Origin of the sequence: Bacillus cereus group sp. Bce019 (assembly GCF_051781745.1) — a bacterium.
Taxonomy (GTDB): domain Bacteria; phylum Bacillota; class Bacilli; order Bacillales; family Bacillaceae_G; genus Bacillus_A; species Bacillus_A cereus.
Window position 1 is genome coordinate 512,982 of the sequence record NZ_JBPWJX010000001.1, and the last position, 17,491, is coordinate 530,472.

Here is a 17,491-nt window from a genome sequence, read left to right on the forward strand (position 1 = left end):
GTGTGAAATAAATTCGGAGGTGCTTTATAAATGGCAGTTAAAATTCGTTTAAAACGTATGGGAGCTAAAAAAACTCCTTTCTATCGTGTAGTTGTTGCAGATTCTCGTTCTCCTCGTGACGGACGTTTCATTGAGGAAATCGGAACTTACAATCCAGTTGCTCAACCAGCTGAAGTTAAGATCAACGAAGAAGCAGCATTAAAATGGTTAGGAAATGGTGCTAAACCATCTGATACAGTTCGTAACTTATTCTCTAACCAAGGTATCATGGAGAAATTCCACTTATCTAAACAAGGTAAGTAATTGAGGCAATGACTATGAAGAAGTTAGTCGAGACGATTGTCAAGCCTCTTGTCGATTATCCTGAAGATGTAAAAGTTACACAGGAACTTTGCAACGGAGAGATAAAGTATCGATTAACTGTACATCCTGAGGATGTTGGAAAAGTCATTGGAAAGCAAGGGAGAGTTGCGAAAGCGATTCGAATGCTCTTGTATTCAGTGGGACATCATAATGATGAAAAAGTAACACTGGAAATTCAATAAACGTAAAAAAGGGCGAGGAGTTATTCCTCTCCCTTTTTTAACATTTAAATAGAGAGTGCATGTTCCATCTGTGAAATGGAGATGCTTAATTTATATAGAAACCAGGGGTGACATACTATTTATGACAAAATGGTTTAACGTAGGGAAAATTGTAAATACTCATGGCGTAAGAGGAGAAATCCGTGTTATTTCTCGTACTGATTTTCCAGAAGAGCGATATAAAGTAGGAAACACGTTATACATATCGAATGAGAAAGGCACAGACTACCTTCCGGTGAAGGTAACTTCTCATCGCCAACATAAGACATTCGATTTATTAACATTTGAAGGATATAACAATGTAGATGAAGTAGAGAAGTTTAAAGGTTCTTTAATAAAAGTACCAGAAGAGCAGTTAGGTGAACTTGCTGAAGGTGAATACTACTATCATGAAATTATTGGTTGCAGTGTTGTAACGGAAGAAGGAGAAGCGCTAGGGACAATCAAAGAGATTCTATCTCCTGGTGCAAACGATGTTTGGGTAATTAAACGCCCGAAGGGTCAAGATCTCTTAATTCCTTATATCGATGACGTTGTACTTCAAGTTAATATTGAAAATAAATTAGTAACCATTCATGTAATGGAAGGGCTGCTATAATGAAAATTGATATTTTAACGTTGTTCCCAGACATGTTTACCGGTGTATTTGGATCTTCTATATTAAAGAAGGCGCAAGAAAAAGAAGCGGTAAACCTTCGTGTTGTTAACTTTCGTGATTATACAACAAGTAAGCATAATAGCGTAGACGATTATCCTTACGGCGGAGGAGCTGGTATGGTGCTTACTCCTCAGCCTATTTTTGATGCTGTAGAAGATTTGACGAAAGAAACAGAGCGTAAGCCGAGAGTTGTCTTAATGTGTCCGCAGGGCGAAAGGTTTACGCAGAAGAAAGCGGAAGAGCTTGCAGGGGAAGAACATTTAATCTTCGTATGTGGGCATTATGAAGGATATGACGAACGAATTCGTGAGCATCTCGTAACGGATGAGATTTCTATTGGTGACTATGTATTAACGGGCGGCGAATTAGCCTCTATGGTTATTACTGATAGTGTGGTACGTCTCTTGCCAGGTGTGTTAGGAAATCATGCTTCACAAGTAGAGGATTCGTTTAGTACAGGTTTATTAGAGCATCCTCATTATACACGTCCGGCTGATTTTCGTGGTATGAAGGTACCGGATGTATTAATGTCAGGGAATCATAAAAATATTGATGAATGGCGACATAAGGAATCTTTGCGCCGAACGTATACGCGTAGACCTGATTTATTAGATGAGAGAGAGTTATCTAAACAAGAGAAAAAATGGCTTGAGGAAATAAAGCGAGAGCAGTAATAACTTCATATATTTGCTATTGCAACAGGCCTAGTAATATGCTATTATAACATTTGTGCTACTGAAATCAGTAGCCGTATTAACGATGTTCCGCTGTAATTTATTAAGACTTTATAAGAGCATCTGTTTAAAGGAGAGAATTTAATATGCAACAATTAATCGCAGAAATTACAAAAGGCCAATTAAAAACTGACCTTCCTTCATTCCGTCCTGGTGACACTTTACGTGTACACGTAAAAGTTGTTGAGGGAACTCGTGAAAGAATTCAGCTTTTCGAAGGTGTTGTAATTAAACGTCGTGGTGGCGGAATCAGTGAAACATTCACAGTTCGTAAGATTTCTTACGGTGTAGGTGTTGAGCGTACATTCCCAGTTCACACGCCAAGAATCGCGAAAATCGAAGTACTTCGCCGTGGTAAAGTACGTCGTGCTAAGTTATACTACTTACGTAACCTTCGCGGTAAAAAAGCACGTATTAAAGAAATTCGATAAGACATGTATGGGAGCTTGTAAATGCACAAGCTCCCTTTTTCCAATCTATATGAAATTTTGGTATAATACGAGCAGTTTACATAACCGTGGAGGGGAAATGCATGAAAAAAGAGAAGAGTTCACTTTGGGAATGGATTAAAGCAATTTTGATTGCTGTTGTATTAGCTGGTGTTATTAGACAGTTTTTCTTTGCGCCAATTCTCGTAGACGGGGTATCGATGGCACCTACTTTACATGATCGTGATCGAATGATTGTGAATAAAATTGGTTATCACATTGGAGATCCAAAACGCTTTGATATTATCGTATTTCGAGCAACAGAAGATAAAGATTACATTAAGCGCATTATAGGCCTGCCAGGCGATGAAATAGAGTATCGTAATGATAAACTGTATGTTAACGGAAAAGCTTATGAGGAGCCGTATTTAGACAAGCAGAAAAAGCAAATTGCTGACGGACCGCTTACATATGATTTTAATCTTGAAGAAATGACAGGCAAGAAAACCGTTCCAAAAGATCAATTATTTGTTTTAGGTGATAATCGTCGTTTTAGTAAAGATAGCCGTTCAATCGGTACGATTTCAATGGATCAAGTAATTGGTAAAGCTAATATGTTATATTGGCCGTTAGAAGACGCACGTATTGTGAAATAAATGAAAAAGAAGGTGGCAACATGGTAATTCAATGGTTTCCAGGGCATATGGCGAAGGCTAGACGCCAAGTAACGGAGAAATTAAAATTAATTGATGTTGTAATTGAACTTGTAGATGCTCGATTACCATTATCATCTCGAAACCCAATGATTGATGAAATCATTACACATAAGCCAAGGCTTGTTGTTTTAAATAAAGCGGATATGGCGGATGATCGTTTAACAAAACAATGGATCGCATATTTTAAAGAAAACGGCCATATGGCAATTTCGATTAACGCGCAAGCTGGACAAGGTATGAAGGAAATTGCAGCAGCTTGTAAAGTGCTTGTTAAAGAAAAATTTGATAAAATGGTTGCAAAAGGTATTAGACCGAGAGCGATTCGTGCATTAATTGTAGGTATACCAAATGTTGGTAAATCTACATTGATTAATAAATTGGCAAAGAAAAATATTGCTAAAACAGGAGATCGTCCAGGTGTGACAACAGCTCAACAATGGATTAAAGTTGGGAAGGAAATGGAATTGTTAGATACACCAGGTATTCTGTGGCCTAAATTTGAAGATCAATTAGTGGGTCTTCGTTTAGCGACAACGGGTGCAATTAAAGATTCAATTTTAAATTTACAAGATGTAGCTGTTTACGCATTACGTTTTATGGAGAAACATTATCCAGAACGCTTGAAAGAACGCTATAATTTAAATGAGATTCCAGAAGATATTGTGGAATTATTCGATGCAATTGGAAAAAATAGAGGTTGCTTAATGGGCGGCGGAATGATTGATTATGATAAGACATCTGAGCTTGTGCTTCGTGAGCTTCGTGGTGGCAAACTTGGAAAAATGACGTTTGAAACACCGGAAGAGTTTGGAGAGCAAGTGGAAGATGTGGAAAAAATAGAAGAAGTATAAGACGTGCGTTTGTGCGTCTTTTCTTTTTGGATATGTTTAAAAAGGAGCTTGTATAAATGCAAACTATGACGATAAAAGAAGCGGAAAATGTATTGAAAGAAATTATGAATGAAGAAGATGATCGCTTTCAACTATTAATGAAAGATGAGCGAAAAGGTGTTCAAAAGCTCGTTTTGAAGTGGTATAAACAAAAAGAGTTAGAACAGAAAGAAAAAGAGAAGTTTTTTGAAATGTCCAAGTATGAAAATGCTTTGCGTGAAAAAGGGGTCACATATATCGCGGGTATTGATGAAGTAGGGCGCGGTCCGTTGGCTGGGCCTGTTGTGACGGCAGCTGTCGTTCTTCCTGAGGATTTTTATATTCCAGGGTTAAATGACTCGAAAAAGTTGAGTGAAGCGAAACGTGAGCGTTTTTATGATGAAATAAAAGTACAAGCAATTGCAATTGGAGTAGGAATTGTATCACCGCAAGTTATTGATGACATTAATATTTACCAAGCAACGAAACAAGCGATGTTAGATGCAGTTGCAAATTTATCTTGTACACCCCAACATTTATTAATTGATGCGATGAAGCTTCCTACACCAATTCCGCAAACATCAATTATTAAAGGTGATGCGAAAAGTGTTTCGATTTCAGCCGCATCCATTATCGCAAAAGTAACGAGAGATCGTATGATGAAAGAACTGGGAGAGAAGTATCCTCAATATGGATTTGAGCAACATATGGGTTATGGCACAAAGCAACATTTAGAGGCAATTGAAGTGCATGGAGTATTAGATGAACACCGAAAGTCATTCGCGCCAATTAAAGATATGATTCAAAAATAAGCTGTAAATATACAGCTTATTTTTTTATTTTGAGATATAAACATTACTATTTTTGAAAAAGAATAAAGCGATTTCAGTTTTCTGACACTTTATTGTAGACAGCGTGCCAATCATCTTATACAATGGCAATGTAATGTTTTTTAAACATTAAAAAACTTTTCGAGTAAAACAGGAAAACAGGGGAGGATGGGACCATGAATATCCATGAGTACCAAGGTAAGGCAGTCCTTAGAAGCTATGGGGTTAGCGTTCCGAACGGGAAGGTTGCGTTTACAGTAGAAGAAGCTGTAGAAGCAGCGAAAGAATTAGGAACAGATGTATGTGTAGTGAAAGCACAAATTCACGCTGGTGGACGCGGCAAAGCTGGCGGAGTAAAAGTTGCAAAAAATTTAGATGAAGTTCGTACATATGCAGAAAGCATTTTAGGAACTACACTTGTGACACATCAAACAGGTCCTGAAGGTAAGGAAGTAAAACGCTTACTTATCGAAGAAGGTTGCGATATTAAAAAAGAATATTATGTAGGTCTAGTTTTAGATCGTGCAACTTCTCAAGTTGTTTTAATGGCGTCTGAAGAAGGCGGAACAGAAATTGAAGAAGTAGCAGAAAAAACACCTGAAAAAATCTTTAAAGAATATATTGATCCAGCAGTAGGCTTACAAGGTTTCCAAGCGCGCCGAATTGCATTTAACATCAATATTCCAAAAGAGCTTGTAGGACAAGCTGTGAAGTTTATGATGGGCTTATATCGTGCGTTTATCGAAAAAGATTGCTCTATCGCTGAGATTAATCCACTTGTTACAACAGGTGAAGGTAAAGTTATGGCATTAGATGCAAAATTAAACTTTGATTCTAATGCGTTATATCGCCATAAAGACATTTTAGAGCTTCGTGATCTTGATGAAGAGGATTCAAAAGAAATTGAAGCTTCAAAATACGACTTAAACTACATTCCTTTAGATGGAAATATCGGTTGTATGGTTAATGGTGCAGGTTTAGCGATGGCTACAATGGATATCATTAAACATTACCACGGTGACCCAGCTAACTTCTTAGATGTTGGTGGCGGTGCAACTGCAGAAAAAGTTACAGAAGCATTCAAAATTATCCTTTCTGACAAAAATGTAAAAGGTATCTTCGTTAACATTTTTGGTGGCATTATGAAGTGTGATGTTATTGCAGAAGGTGTTATTGAAGCAACGAAACAAGTAGGTCTTGAGTTACCTTTAGTTGTACGTCTTGAAGGTACAAACGTAGAACTAGGTAAGAAAATTTTAAATGAGTCTGGCTTAAATATTGTTGCAGCAGAATCTATGGCAGACGGTGCACAAAAAATTGTTTCACTAGTGGGCTAATAGAAAGCGGGGGAGAAAAATGAGCGTATTAGTTAATAAAGATACAAAAGTTATTGTTCAAGGTATTACAGGTTCTCAAGGTTTATTCCATACAAAACAAATGATTGAATACGGTACGAAAATTGTCGGTGGTGTAACACCAGGTAAGGGCGGCACTGATATTGAAGGTGTACCAGTATTTGATACAGTAGAAGATGCAGTGAAAGCAACAGGCGCAAACGCTTCAGTTGTATACGTTCCACCCGCTTTTGCGGCAGATGCAATTATGGAAGCTGTTGATGCAGAAATTGATTTAGTAGTATGTATTACTGAAGGGATTCCTGTATTAGATATGGTAAACGTAAAGAGATATATGGCGGGTAAACATACACGTTTACTTGGACCAAACTGCCCAGGTGTAATCACACCAGATGAATGTAAGATTGGTATTATGCCAGGATATATTCATAAAAAAGGTCATGTTGGTATCGTATCTCGCTCTGGTACATTAACTTATGAAGCTGTACATCAGTTAACACAAGAAGGTATTGGCCAATCTACTGCTGTAGGTATCGGCGGAGACCCTGTTAACGGTACAGACTTTATTGATGCGTTAAAAGCATTTAATGAAGATGAAGAAACACATGCTGTAATTATGATTGGTGAAATCGGCGGTACAGCAGAAGAAGAGGCAGCTGAATGGGTAAAAGCTAATATGACAAAACCTGTTGTAGGCTTCATTGGTGGTCAAACAGCGCCTGCTGGCAAACGTATGGGCCATGCTGGTGCAATCATTTCTGGCGGTAAAGGAACTGCTGCTGAAAAGATTAAAACAATGGAAGCTTGTGGCATTAAAGTAGCTGAAACTCCAGCAGTTATGGGAGAAACGCTAATCTCTGTTTTAAAAGAAAAAGGTTTATTTGAGACTTGTAAAAACTATTAATCTGTTGAAAGACACCTTCTTACTTGAGGGTGTCTTTTTACACTTTTTTCTGTTTACATAATAAAAATTATGGGTAAGGAGAATTAAGATGAAAAGAGAGAGATTATTACATCTTCATTACTTGCTAGCAGATTATTGGAAAGCGATGGAGAGGCTACTATATGTCGATCCAGAATTAAAGAACATATATAATTTTAACGAAAAACAAATGGAACACTACACTGGAATATCCTCGAAAAAATCTTCAGAACTAGTAAAATTTCTTCAAAGTTCAAATCTTCCGCAATATATATCTTATTTAGAGAGAAATCGTATTTTTTATATAACGATATGGGATGAAGATTATCCGCAATTATTACGTGAAATACAAGACCCTCCCTTCGTTTTATATGGAAAAGGAGAGAAAGATTTCCTGAATAAAGTAAATAAATTAGCAGTTGTTGGAACGAGAGAACCATCATTATATGGTCATGAGAGTTTGAAGTTTATTTTACACCCTTTATTAGAAAGAGAGTGGCTTATTGTCAGTGGGTTTGCAAAAGGGATAGATACAATGTCTCATGAGATTACAGTAAGGCATCATTGCCCGACTATTGCGATATTAGGGCATGGATTGTCTTTTATGTATCCGAAAGAAAATAGACATTTATATGAAATGTGGAAGGAATATATATTGTTATTGACAGAGTATCCGCCGCACTATGCACCGAAAAAATGGTATTTTCCAAAAAGGAACCGGATTATTAGTGGTATAAGTAAAGGTGTTTTAGTTGTAGAAGCGAAATCGAGAAGTGGAACACTTATTACTGCAGACCTTGCGTTAGAGCAAAATAGAGAGGTGTTTGCGCTTCCTGGACCTATATTTGTAGAGGGGGCATCGGGAACGAATCATCTTATTCAGCAAGGAGCAAAACTAGTAAGAAATGCAGAAGATATCTTGGAAGAGATTTTAAATTAACCTTATATTTTTATGTTTTTATTAAACAATTATTGACAAATGGTAGATTGGCACTGTATGGTATATTCATTCTTGATTGACAAAAACAAGAGAAATCAATAAGATTAATGAAGACTTGAATCCACCTCTTAAGGAGGCACTAGCATGTCAGATTACCTCGTAATCGTGGAGTCGCCTTCTAAGGCGAAGACCATTGAGAAATATTTAGGAAAAAAATACAAAGTTGTCGCGTCTATGGGACATGTTCGCGATTTGCCAAAAAGTCAAATGGGGATAGAAGTAAAGAACAACTTCACCCCGAAGTATATTACCATTCGTGGTAAAGGTCCCGTCTTAAAAGATTTAAAATCAGCGGCGAAAAAAGCAAAGAAAGTCTATCTCGCGGCCGATCCAGACCGTGAAGGGGAAGCGATTGCTTGGCATTTAGCGAATACGTTAAATGTGGACGTTGAATCAGATTGTCGGGTTGTGTTTAATGAGATTACGAAAGATGCAATCAAAGAATCATTTAAACATCCTCGTGCAATTAATATGGATTTAGTGGATGCACAACAAGCAAGACGTATACTTGATCGTCTTGTTGGTTACAATATTAGTCCTTTATTATGGAAGAAAGTAAAAAAAGGATTAAGTGCAGGACGTGTACAATCTGTAGCAGTTCGTTTAATCATCGAGCGTGAAAGGGAAATTCAAAACTTTGAACCTGAAGAATTCTGGACAATTAAAACAGAATTTGTAAAAGGAAAAGACAAATTTGAAGCAAGCTTTTACGGTGTAGATGGTGAAAAAGTTCAATTAACAAATGAAACGCAAGTGAATGAAATAATTGAACAGATGAAAGACAATGCGTTTTCAGTTGAAAATGTAACGCGCAAAGAGCGAAAACGTAATCCTGCATTACCGTTTACAACATCTTCCTTGCAACAAGAAGCAGCACGTAAGTTAAACATGCGAGCAAAGAAAACAATGATGCTTGCACAGCAATTGTATGAAGGGATAGATCTTGGAAAACAAGGAACTGTAGGTCTTATTACGTATATGAGAACTGATTCAACACGTATCTCAGAAACAGCTCAAACAGAGGCTCGTACTTACATCACTGAAGCGTATGGTACGGAATACATAGGAACAGAAAAGAAGAAAGAAACGAAAAAGTCAAATGCACAAGATGCGCATGAGGCAATTCGTCCTACTTCAGTAATGAGAAAGCCAGAGGAACTAAAAAGTTTCTTAGGTCGTGATCAACTTCGATTATATAAATTGATTTGGGAGCGATTTGTTGCAAGTCAAATGGCGTCTGCTATAATGGATACTGTGACAGCGAGACTCATTAATAACAATGTTCAGTTCCGTGCAAGTGGATCGGTTGTAAAGTTCCCAGGATTTATGAAAGTGTATGTAGAGTCAAAAGATGATGGTGCTGAAGAAAAGGATAAGATGTTGCCACCTTTAGAAGTAGGGGAAACTGTATTTTCAAAGGATTTAGAACCAAAGCAACATTTTACACAACCTCCTCCGCGCTATACAGAGGCTCGCCTAGTAAGAACACTTGAAGAACTTGGAATTGGAAGACCGTCAACATATGTACCTACACTTGAAACAATTCAAAAGCGTGGGTATGTAGGTTTGGATAATAAACGCTTCGTTCCGACTGAACTTGGTGAAATAGTAATTGAACTTATTTTAGAGTTTTTCCCAGAAATTATTAACATTGAATTTACTGCCAATATGGAGCAAAGCCTTGATGAAGTAGAAGAAGGAAATGCGAATTGGGTAAAAATTGTTGATGATTTCTACGTAGGTTTTGAACCGCGTTTAGAAAAAGCGGAAAAAGAAATGCGTGAAGTGGAAATTAAAGATGAACCAGCTGGGGAAGATTGTGAATTATGTAATCACCCAATGGTCTTTAAAATGGGTAAATACGGGAAATTTATGGCTTGCTCGAATTTCCCAGATTGTCGTAATACAAAGCCGATTGTGAAAGAAATCGGTGTTACTTGTCCAAAGTGTGATAAGGGTCAAATTATTGAACGCCGTAGTAATAAAAAGAAACGTCTTTTCTATGGGTGCGGTACGTATCCGGAATGCGACTTTGTATCTTGGGATAAGCCAATTGGTCGTAAGTGTCCGAAGTGCGAAGGCATGCTTGTAGAGAAAAAGTTGAAAAAAGGCGTGCAAGTACAATGTATTTCGTGCGATTATGAAGAAGAACAACAAATGTGAGCGTAACTGCTCACATTTTTTTCGGGAAGAAAAGGAAAGGTGATATAAATGACAACACAAGTAGTAAACGTCATTGGCGCAGGTCTTGCAGGAAGTGAAGCAGCTTACCAAATTGCAAAACGTGGTGTCCAAGTTAGATTATATGAAATGAGACCGGTAAGGCAAACGCCAGCTCATCACACAGATAAATTCGCTGAATTAGTATGTAGTAACTCACTTCGTGCAAACACTTTAACAAATGCAGTTGGAGTTATTAAAGAGGAAATGCGCTTAATGGATTCTGTAATTATTCGTGCGGCGGATGAGTGCTCTGTACCAGCTGGAGGTGCTTTAGCTGTAGATCGTCATGAGTTCGCAGCTAAAGTAACAGAATACGTAAAGAACCATCCAAATGTAATTGTAATGAATGAAGAAATTACAGATATTCCAGAGGGACCGACAATTATTGCTACAGGTCCATTAACATCTCCTGATCTTTCTGCAAAATTGAAAGAATTAACAGGAGAAGATTATTTCTACTTCTATGATGCTGCAGCCCCAATCGTAGAAAAAGACAGCATTGATATGAATAAAGTGTATTTAAAATCGCGTTATGACAAAGGTGAAGCTGCATATTTAAATTGCCCAATGACAGAAGAAGAGTTTGATCGTTTTTATGAGGCTCTAATTGCTGCTGAGACAGTGCCTTTAAAAGAGTTTGAAAAAGAAATTTTCTTTGAAGGTTGTATGCCAGTAGAAGTTATGGCAAGTAGAGGGAGACAGACGTTAGTATTTGGACCTATGAAACCTGTTGGATTGGAAGATCCAAAAACAGGGAAAACGCCATATGCTGTTGTTCAGTTACGTCAAGATGATGCAGCGGGAACTTTATACAATATCGTAGGTTTCCAAACTCATTTAAAGTGGGGACCGCAAAAAGAAGTGCTACAGTTAATTCCGGGATTGGAAAATGCAGAGATTGTACGTTATGGTGTAATGCATCGTAATACGTTTATTAATTCACCTAATTTGCTTCGTCCAACATATCAATATAAACAACGTGATGATTTATTCTTCGCTGGTCAAATGACTGGAGTAGAGGGATATGTTGAATCAGCAGCATCAGGATTATTAGCAGGAATTAATGCTGCGCGTCTTGTGCAAGGTGAAGAGCCAGTTGTATTACCGCCAGTAACTGCGATGGGTAGCATGGCAAATTACATTACGGCAACGAACGCTAAAAACTTCCAGCCGATGAATGCGAACTTCGGTCTATTTGCACCGTTAGAGAAGAAGATTAAAAAGAAAGCAGAACGAAATGAAGCGTACGCAGCACGCGCTTTAGAAACGATTCGAAATTTTGTAAATATTTAGTTAAATTTCTTGCAAAGGCTACTAAGTTGTGATACGATTTAGTAGCCTTTATTGAGGTGAGTTGTGTGAATGTGAAGAAATTGTTACAATTATTCGTTGGATATTTACAAATTGAAAGAAATTATTCAAAATATACAATTGCAAGTTATCAAAATGATTTAGAACATTTTGTGCAATTTATGGAACGAGAAGGCATATCCTCTTTTTTAGACGTTACATACGCGGATGTTCGTTTGTACTTAACGACGTTGCACGATGAAAAGTTAGCCCGTAAATCTGTCGCAAGAAAAGTATCAAGCTTACGAAGTTTATATCGTTTTTTGATGCGTGAAGGTTATCGAAAGGATAATCCGTTTGCACTTGCGTCACTCCCCAAAAAAGAATTGTCAATCCCAAAGTTTTTATATGCTGAAGAGTTAGAGGAATTATTTGAAGTTTCTGACACGGAAACGCCATTAGGTCAAAGGAATCAAGCTTTATTAGAGTTGATGTATGCGACTGGGATCCGTGTGAGTGAATGTGTCAATTTACAACTTACCGATATTGACTTTGCGGTGGGAACAATTTTAGTAATGGGAAAAGGAAAAAAACAAAGGTATATTCCGTTCGGAAGCTATGCGCAAGATTCTTTAATTACTTATATAGAGAATGGGAGAAAACAGTTAGTTAATAAGACTGACGAAGATTCTCATATGGTATTTTTAAATGCGAAAGGTACACCGCTAACAAGTCGTGGGGTTCGTTATGTTTTAAATGAACTCATTAAAAAGGCTTCGCTGACAATGCGGATAAGTCCCCATATGTTAAGGCATACATTTGCTACACATATGCTAGATGAAGGGGCGGATTTACGTACTGTACAGGAGCTATTAGGCCATGAAAATTTGTCGACGACACAAATTTATACGCATGTCTCTAAAGAAAGATTGCGTTCTGTTTACATGAAGCATCACCCGCGGGCATAAATTGCTTTAAAAGCTATAAAAACAAATAAAGGAGTTTTTTCTATGGGAAATTTCCACGCTACAACGATATTTGCAGTTCATCATAATGGAGAATGTGCAATGGCTGGAGATGGCCAAGTGACAATGGGAAATGCTGTTGTAATGAAACATACAGCTCGTAAAGTTCGTAAACTTTTCCAAGGTAAAGTTTTAGCTGGTTTCGCAGGATCAGTTGCTGACGCATTTACTCTTTTTGAAATGTTTGAAGGGAAATTAGAAGAGTATAATGGCAACTTGCAGCGTGCTGCTGTTGAAATGGCAAAACAATGGCGTGGCGATAAAATGTTACGTCAGCTAGAAGCGATGCTCATTGTCATGGATAAAACAACTATGCTCCTTGTTTCAGGTACAGGAGAAGTGATTGAACCGGATGATGGTATTTTAGCAATTGGATCTGGTGGGAATTATGCACTTTCTGCAGGTCGTGCTTTAAAGCAATATGCAAGTGAACACTTAACAGCGAAGCAAATTGCGAAAGCGAGTTTAGAGATTGCTGGCGATATTTGTGTTTATACGAATCACAACATAATTGTTGAAGAATTGTAGAATCGTAAGGGAGGCATTTTATATGCATTTACATTTTACTCCGCGCCAAATTGTGGAAAAATTAGATCAATACATCATCGGTCAAAAAGACGCAAAGAAAGCGGTTGCTGTAGCGTTGAGAAATCGATATCGCCGCAGTAAATTAGCTGAAAATTTACGTGACGAAATTGCACCTAAAAATATTTTAATGATTGGACCGACAGGTGTTGGGAAAACAGAGGTAGCACGACGAATGGCGAAACTCGTTGGAGCACCTTTTATTAAGGTTGAGGCTACAAAATTCACAGAAGTTGGATATGTGGGTAGAGATGTAGAGTCGATGGTACGTGACTTGGTGGAAACATCGGTTCGTATCGTAAAAGAAGAAATGGTAGTGAAAGTTCAAGATAAAGCAGAAGAGCAAGCGAATCAACGTCTTGTTGAAATTTTAGTGCCGAGTCCGGAGAAGCAATCTGGATTCAAAAATCCATTAGAGATGCTTTTTGGAGGCGCTCAAAATTCGAATCAAACGTCTGATACACAAGAAGATGTTGAAATCGAAAAGAAACGTCAAGATGTGGAGAGAAAGCTTGCTGCAGGGCTTCTTGAAGAAGAAATTGTATCGATTGAAGTGACTGAACAACAGTCTTCCATGTTTGATATGTTACAAGGAACTGGCATGGAACAAATGGGAATGAATTTCCAAGATGCGCTAGGAAGTTTTATGCCGAAAAAAACGAAAAAACGTAAACTTTCTGTAAAAGAAGCAAGAAAACTCTTGACAAATGAAGAGGCACAGCGCTTAATTGATATGGATGAAGTTACACAAGAGGCTGTTTATCGTGCTGAACAGCTCGGGATTATTTTTATCGATGAAATTGACAAAATTGCTGGTAAGCAGTCGAATAGCGTAGATGTATCACGTGAAGGTGTGCAACGTGACATTCTGCCAATTGTAGAAGGGTCGAATGTTGCGACAAAATACGGATCAGTAAAAACGGATTATATTTTATTCGTTGCAGCTGGAGCGTTCCATATGTCTAAACCGTCGGATTTAATTCCGGAATTGCAAGGGAGATTTCCGATTCGAGTAGAATTAACAAAATTATCGACAGACGATTTTGTTAAAATATTAATCGAGCCTGACAATGCGTTAATTAAACAATATATGGCATTATTAGCGACTGAAGGTATAGAAATTGAATTTTCAGACGAAGCTATTCGTAAGATTGCTGAGATTGCTTATCAAGTTAATCAGGATACAGATAATATTGGAGCAAGAAGACTTCATACGATTATGGAGAAGCTCCTTGAAGATTTATCGTTTGAAGCATCTGAAATTACGTTAGAGAAAATAACGATAACACCTCAATACGTTGAGGAGAAATTAGCAACAATTGCTAAAAATAAAGATGTGAGCCAGTTTATTTTGTAATAGTGTCATCAGGTGACTCGCCCTAGTTTCCAAGTGATGAAAAAATATGTGAGTAACATGTAGGAGGAACTTTTGAAATGGAATTATTAGCAAAAACGAGAAAATTAAATGCGTTATTACAGAGCGCAGCAGGGAAGCCTGTAAACTTTAGAGAAATGTCTGACACAATGTGTGAAGTAATCGAAGCAAACGTATTCGTAGTTAGCCGTCGTGGTAAATTACTAGGTTATGCAATTCACCAACAAATCGAAAACGAACGCATGAAGCAAATGCTTGCAGAACGTCAATTCCCAGAAGAATATACACAAAGCTTATTCAACATTACAGAAACATCTTCAAACTTAGATGTGAACAGTGCTTACACAGCATTCCCAGTAGAAAACAGAGAATTATTTGGTCAAGGTTTAACTACAATCGTACCAATCGTTGGTGGCGGTGAGCGTCTAGGTACATTAGTATTAGCTCGTCTTGGTCAAGAGTTCTTAGATGATGATTTAATCCTTGCTGAGTACAGCTCAACTGTTGTAGGTATGGAAATCTTACGTGAAAAAGCAGAAGAAATCGAAGAGGAAGCACGTAGTAAAGCTGTTGTTCAAATGGCGATCAGCTCATTATCTTATAGTGAGTTAGAAGCAATTGAGCATATCTTCGAAGAGTTAAATGGAACAGAAGGTTTACTTGTTGCAAGTAAAATTGCTGATCGCGTAGGAATTACTCGCTCTGTAATCGTAAATGCACTACGTAAATTAGAAAGTGCTGGTGTTATTGAGTCTCGTTCTTTAGGTATGAAAGGAACATACATTAAAGTGCTAAACGACAAGTTTCTACAGGAACTTGCTAAATTAAAAACAAACTAATTTATAAAAAACTCTCCTCAATTGAGGAGAGTTTTTTTGTGCAATGGATAGATGATGCTTGTGAAAAGTGTCATAAGTGTGTTTTCTGGGAAAACTATTAATTGTATTTACTTTTTTGCTTAAAAGAAATGAAGGTTGGTAATACTAGAATTCGAGTATGAACAAAGAAAGTTTTACATTGTTCGCATTTTCGACTTGATTGAAATATTTCAGTATGATATAGTAAGCAGTGGTGTCAGTACAAAGTACACACGTTTACTGATTTAAGTGTTGGTGCTACGTTTGTAGTTTCGCTTAGAGATGAAGTAAACGGAGGATATCAAAAACCATTTAGGAGGAACTATATTATGTCAGTAATTTCTATGAAGCAATTGCTTGAAGCTGGTGTTCATTTCGGACATCAAACTCGTCGTTGGAACCCAAAAATGAAGCGTTACATTTTCACAGAGCGTAACGGTATCTACATCATCGACTTACAAAAAACTGTGAAAAAAGTTGAGGAAGCTTACAGAACGATGCGCGACATCGCTGCTGAAGGCGGAGACATCTTATTCGTAGGTACTAAAAAACAAGCACAAGAAGCTATTAAAGAAGAAGCAACTCGTGCTGGTATGTACTTCGTTAACCAACGTTGGTTAGGCGGAACTTTAACAAACTTCCAAACAATCCAAAAGCGTATCAAGCGTCTTAAAGACATCGAAAGAATGCAAGAAGATGGTACTTTCGAAGTACTTCCTAAGAAAGAAGTTGTTCAACTTAAAAAAGAGTTAGAGCGTCTTGAGAAATTCTTAGGCGGTATTAAAGATATGAAAGGTCTTCCAAGTGCATTATTCGTAGTAGACCCTCGTAAAGAGCGTATTGCAGTTGCTGAAGCACGCAAATTACACATTCCAATCATCGGTATCGTTGATACAAACTGTGATCCAGACGAAATCGATCACGTTATCCCAGCAAACGATGATGCAATTCGTGCTGTAAAACTTCTTACATCTAAAATGGCAGACGCGATCCTTGAAGCAAAACAAGGTGAAGAAACTGTTACTGCGTAACAAAGTTGGAAAGGTGATAAGGGGTTCGGCCTTTTATCACCTTTTTTAAGGTATAAACACCTTTATAAAAGGTATAAATACATATTTTAGGAGGATGAAAAGTATGGCAATCACTGCTCAAATGGTAAAAGAATTACGTGAAAAAACTGGCGCAGGTATGATGGACTGCAAAAAAGCTTTAACAGAAACTAACGGCGACATGGAGAAGGCAATTGACTTCTTACGTGAAAAAGGTATTGCGAAAGCTGCTAAAAAAGCAGACCGCATTGCTGCTGAAGGTTTAACTTTCATCGAAACAAACGGTAACGACGCTTTAATCTTAGAATTAAACTCTGAAACTGATTTCGTTGCGAAAAACGAAGGTTTCCAAACACTAATTAAAGAATTAGCTGCTCACTTATTAACTAACAAACCAGCTAACGTTGAAGAAGCTATGGCTCAAACAATGGAAAACGGTAAAAAAGTTGAAGAGCACATCAACGAAGCAATCGCTAAAATTGGTGAAAAACTTACACTTCGTCGTTTCGAAATCGTATCAAAAACTGATGCAGATGCATTCGGCGCTTACCTACACATGGGTGGACGCATTGGTGTATTAACAGTTCTTGAAGGTTCTACTGATGAAGCTGCTGCTAAAGATGTTGCAATGCACATCGCTGCAGTTAACCCTAAATACATCGACCGCGATGCTGTAACAGCTGAAGAAGTTGAGCATGAGCGTCAAGTATTAACACAACAAGCATTAAACGAAGGCAAGCCTGAGAAAATCGTTGCGAAAATGGTTGAAGGCCGTCTAGGCAAATTCTTCGAAGAGATTTGCTTACTTGACCAAGCATTCGTTAAAAACCCTGATATGAAAGTTCGTCAGTTCGTTGAGTCTAAAGGCGGAACATTAAAAGGATTCGTTCGCTACGCTGTTGGTGAAGGTATCGAAAAACGCGAAGACAACTTTGCTGAAGAAGTAATGAACCAAGTAAAAGGTAGTAACTAATACAGATTAGGGAACACA

The 17,491-nt window shown here is 37.7% G+C and carries 19 protein-coding genes; all 19 read left to right on the forward strand.

What is annotated here, in order from left to right; translation table 11 throughout:
- Positions 1–30 precede the first annotated feature (30 nt).
- The 19 genes from rpsP to tsf all read left to right on the forward strand — a co-directional run bounded on the left by rpsP (position 31) and on the right by tsf (position 17,473).
- Positions 31–303, forward strand: a complete 273-nt coding sequence (gene rpsP / locus ACS2QP_RS02820; protein ID WP_000268750.1) for a 30S ribosomal protein S16 — start codon at positions 31–33, stop codon at positions 301–303.
- A gap of 14 nt (positions 304–317) precedes the next feature.
- Positions 318–545 (forward strand): KH domain-containing protein, encoded by a 228-nt coding sequence (locus tag ACS2QP_RS02825; protein ID WP_000737401.1) that lies wholly within the window; start codon positions 318–320, stop codon positions 543–545.
- Positions 546–666: 121 nt separating this feature from the next.
- Positions 667–1,182, forward strand: coding sequence for a ribosome maturation factor RimM (gene rimM, locus ACS2QP_RS02830; RefSeq protein WP_000170278.1), 516 nt, complete (start codon positions 667–669; stop codon positions 1,180–1,182).
- Positions 1,182–1,916, forward strand: a complete 735-nt coding sequence (trmD, locus tag ACS2QP_RS02835) for a tRNA (guanosine(37)-N1)-methyltransferase TrmD (RefSeq protein WP_000686903.1) — start codon at positions 1,182–1,184, stop codon at positions 1,914–1,916. Before rimM ends, trmD begins: the two co-directional genes overlap by 1 nt.
- A 146-nt stretch (positions 1,917–2,062) precedes the next feature.
- Positions 2,063–2,407 carry a 50S ribosomal protein L19 gene (gene rplS / locus ACS2QP_RS02840; protein WP_001186516.1) on the forward strand — a complete coding sequence of 115 codons (345 nt, stop codon included), beginning with the start codon at positions 2,063–2,065 and terminating at the stop codon, positions 2,405–2,407.
- Positions 2,408–2,508: 101 nt separating this feature from the next.
- On the forward strand, positions 2,509–3,060 hold the full coding sequence (lepB, locus tag ACS2QP_RS02845; RefSeq protein WP_000711853.1) for a signal peptidase I: 552 nt from the start codon (positions 2,509–2,511) through the stop codon (positions 3,058–3,060).
- 20 nt (positions 3,061–3,080) lie between these two features.
- Positions 3,081–3,971, forward strand: coding sequence for a ribosome biogenesis GTPase YlqF (ylqF, locus tag ACS2QP_RS02850; RefSeq protein WP_017672865.1), 891 nt, complete (start codon positions 3,081–3,083; stop codon positions 3,969–3,971).
- 56 nt (positions 3,972–4,027) lie between these two features.
- A complete protein-coding gene (locus ACS2QP_RS02855) occupies positions 4,028–4,801 on the forward strand; it encodes a ribonuclease HII (protein ID WP_061457655.1) in 774 nt (257 codons plus the stop codon).
- A gap of 194 nt (positions 4,802–4,995) precedes the next feature.
- Positions 4,996–6,156, forward strand: a complete 1,161-nt coding sequence (sucC, locus tag ACS2QP_RS02860) for an ADP-forming succinate--CoA ligase subunit beta (protein ID WP_001020791.1) — start codon at positions 4,996–4,998, stop codon at positions 6,154–6,156.
- 19 nt (positions 6,157–6,175) lie between these two features.
- Complete coding sequence (gene sucD, locus ACS2QP_RS02865; RefSeq protein ID WP_000115178.1) at positions 6,176–7,078, forward strand: succinate--CoA ligase subunit alpha; 903 nt, start codon at positions 6,176–6,178, stop codon at positions 7,076–7,078.
- 88 nt (positions 7,079–7,166) lie between these two features.
- Positions 7,167–8,036: a DNA-processing protein DprA gene (gene dprA / locus ACS2QP_RS02870; protein WP_017672866.1), complete on the forward strand. Its 870-nt coding sequence runs from the start codon at positions 7,167–7,169 to the stop codon at positions 8,034–8,036.
- A gap of 144 nt (positions 8,037–8,180) precedes the next feature.
- The gene (topA, locus tag ACS2QP_RS02875; protein ID WP_438882119.1) at positions 8,181–10,259 is read left to right on the forward strand and encodes a type I DNA topoisomerase; all 2,079 of its coding nucleotides are present in this window, start codon (positions 8,181–8,183) and stop codon (positions 10,257–10,259) included.
- A gap of 48 nt (positions 10,260–10,307) precedes the next feature.
- Positions 10,308–11,612, forward strand: a complete 1,305-nt coding sequence (gene trmFO, locus ACS2QP_RS02880) for an FADH(2)-oxidizing methylenetetrahydrofolate--tRNA-(uracil(54)-C(5))-methyltransferase TrmFO (RefSeq protein ID WP_061457652.1) — start codon at positions 10,308–10,310, stop codon at positions 11,610–11,612.
- A gap of 65 nt (positions 11,613–11,677) precedes the next feature.
- Entirely contained in the window at positions 11,678–12,577 is a 900-nt protein-coding gene (xerC, locus tag ACS2QP_RS02885) for a tyrosine recombinase XerC (RefSeq protein ID WP_001101243.1), read from the forward strand.
- Between the two features lie 42 nt (positions 12,578–12,619).
- A complete protein-coding gene (hslV, locus tag ACS2QP_RS02890; protein WP_000526272.1) occupies positions 12,620–13,162 on the forward strand; it encodes an ATP-dependent protease proteolytic subunit HslV in 543 nt (180 codons plus the stop codon).
- A 22-nt stretch (positions 13,163–13,184) separates the two neighbouring features.
- Positions 13,185–14,576, forward strand: a complete 1,392-nt coding sequence (hslU, locus tag ACS2QP_RS02895; protein WP_000550078.1) for an ATP-dependent protease ATPase subunit HslU — start codon at positions 13,185–13,187, stop codon at positions 14,574–14,576.
- Between the two features lie 77 nt (positions 14,577–14,653).
- Complete coding sequence (codY, locus tag ACS2QP_RS02900) at positions 14,654–15,433, forward strand: GTP-sensing pleiotropic transcriptional regulator CodY (RefSeq protein ID WP_000421290.1); 780 nt, start codon at positions 14,654–14,656, stop codon at positions 15,431–15,433.
- 347 nt (positions 15,434–15,780) lie between these two features.
- Positions 15,781–16,482 (forward strand): 30S ribosomal protein S2, encoded by a 702-nt coding sequence (gene rpsB / locus ACS2QP_RS02905; protein ID WP_000111485.1) that lies wholly within the window; start codon positions 15,781–15,783, stop codon positions 16,480–16,482.
- A gap of 103 nt (positions 16,483–16,585) precedes the next feature.
- Entirely contained in the window at positions 16,586–17,473 is an 888-nt protein-coding gene (gene tsf, locus ACS2QP_RS02910) for a translation elongation factor Ts (RefSeq protein ID WP_001018578.1), read from the forward strand.
- Positions 17,474–17,491 lie beyond the last annotated feature (18 nt).

Excerpts from the sequence above, each read along its gene's own strand:
- rpsP (WP_000268750.1), top strand. The coding sequence starts at position 31 with ATGGCAGTTAAAATTCGTTTAAAACGTATGGGAGCTAAAAAAACTCCT.
- ACS2QP_RS02825 (WP_000737401.1), top strand. The coding sequence starts at position 318 with ATGAAGAAGTTAGTCGAGACGATTGTCAAGCCTCTTGTCGATTATCCT.
- rimM (WP_000170278.1), top strand. The coding sequence starts at position 667 with ATGACAAAATGGTTTAACGTAGGGAAAATTGTAAATACTCATGGCGTA.
- trmD (WP_000686903.1), top strand. The coding sequence starts at position 1,182 with ATGAAAATTGATATTTTAACGTTGTTCCCAGACATGTTTACCGGTGTA.
- rplS (WP_001186516.1), top strand. The coding sequence starts at position 2,063 with ATGCAACAATTAATCGCAGAAATTACAAAAGGCCAATTAAAAACTGAC.
- lepB (WP_000711853.1), top strand. The coding sequence starts at position 2,509 with ATGAAAAAAGAGAAGAGTTCACTTTGGGAATGGATTAAAGCAATTTTG.
- ylqF (WP_017672865.1), top strand. The coding sequence starts at position 3,081 with ATGGTAATTCAATGGTTTCCAGGGCATATGGCGAAGGCTAGACGCCAA.
- ACS2QP_RS02855 (WP_061457655.1), top strand. The coding sequence starts at position 4,028 with ATGCAAACTATGACGATAAAAGAAGCGGAAAATGTATTGAAAGAAATT.
- sucC (WP_001020791.1), top strand. The coding sequence starts at position 4,996 with ATGAATATCCATGAGTACCAAGGTAAGGCAGTCCTTAGAAGCTATGGG.
- sucD (WP_000115178.1), top strand. The coding sequence starts at position 6,176 with ATGAGCGTATTAGTTAATAAAGATACAAAAGTTATTGTTCAAGGTATT.
- dprA (WP_017672866.1), top strand. The coding sequence starts at position 7,167 with ATGAAAAGAGAGAGATTATTACATCTTCATTACTTGCTAGCAGATTAT.
- topA (WP_438882119.1), top strand. The coding sequence starts at position 8,181 with ATGTCAGATTACCTCGTAATCGTGGAGTCGCCTTCTAAGGCGAAGACC.
- trmFO (WP_061457652.1), top strand. The coding sequence starts at position 10,308 with ATGACAACACAAGTAGTAAACGTCATTGGCGCAGGTCTTGCAGGAAGT.
- hslV (WP_000526272.1), top strand. The coding sequence starts at position 12,620 with ATGGGAAATTTCCACGCTACAACGATATTTGCAGTTCATCATAATGGA.
- hslU (WP_000550078.1), top strand. The coding sequence starts at position 13,185 with ATGCATTTACATTTTACTCCGCGCCAAATTGTGGAAAAATTAGATCAA.
- codY (WP_000421290.1), top strand. The coding sequence starts at position 14,654 with ATGGAATTATTAGCAAAAACGAGAAAATTAAATGCGTTATTACAGAGC.
- rpsB (WP_000111485.1), top strand. The coding sequence starts at position 15,781 with ATGTCAGTAATTTCTATGAAGCAATTGCTTGAAGCTGGTGTTCATTTC.
- tsf (WP_001018578.1), top strand. The coding sequence starts at position 16,586 with ATGGCAATCACTGCTCAAATGGTAAAAGAATTACGTGAAAAAACTGGC.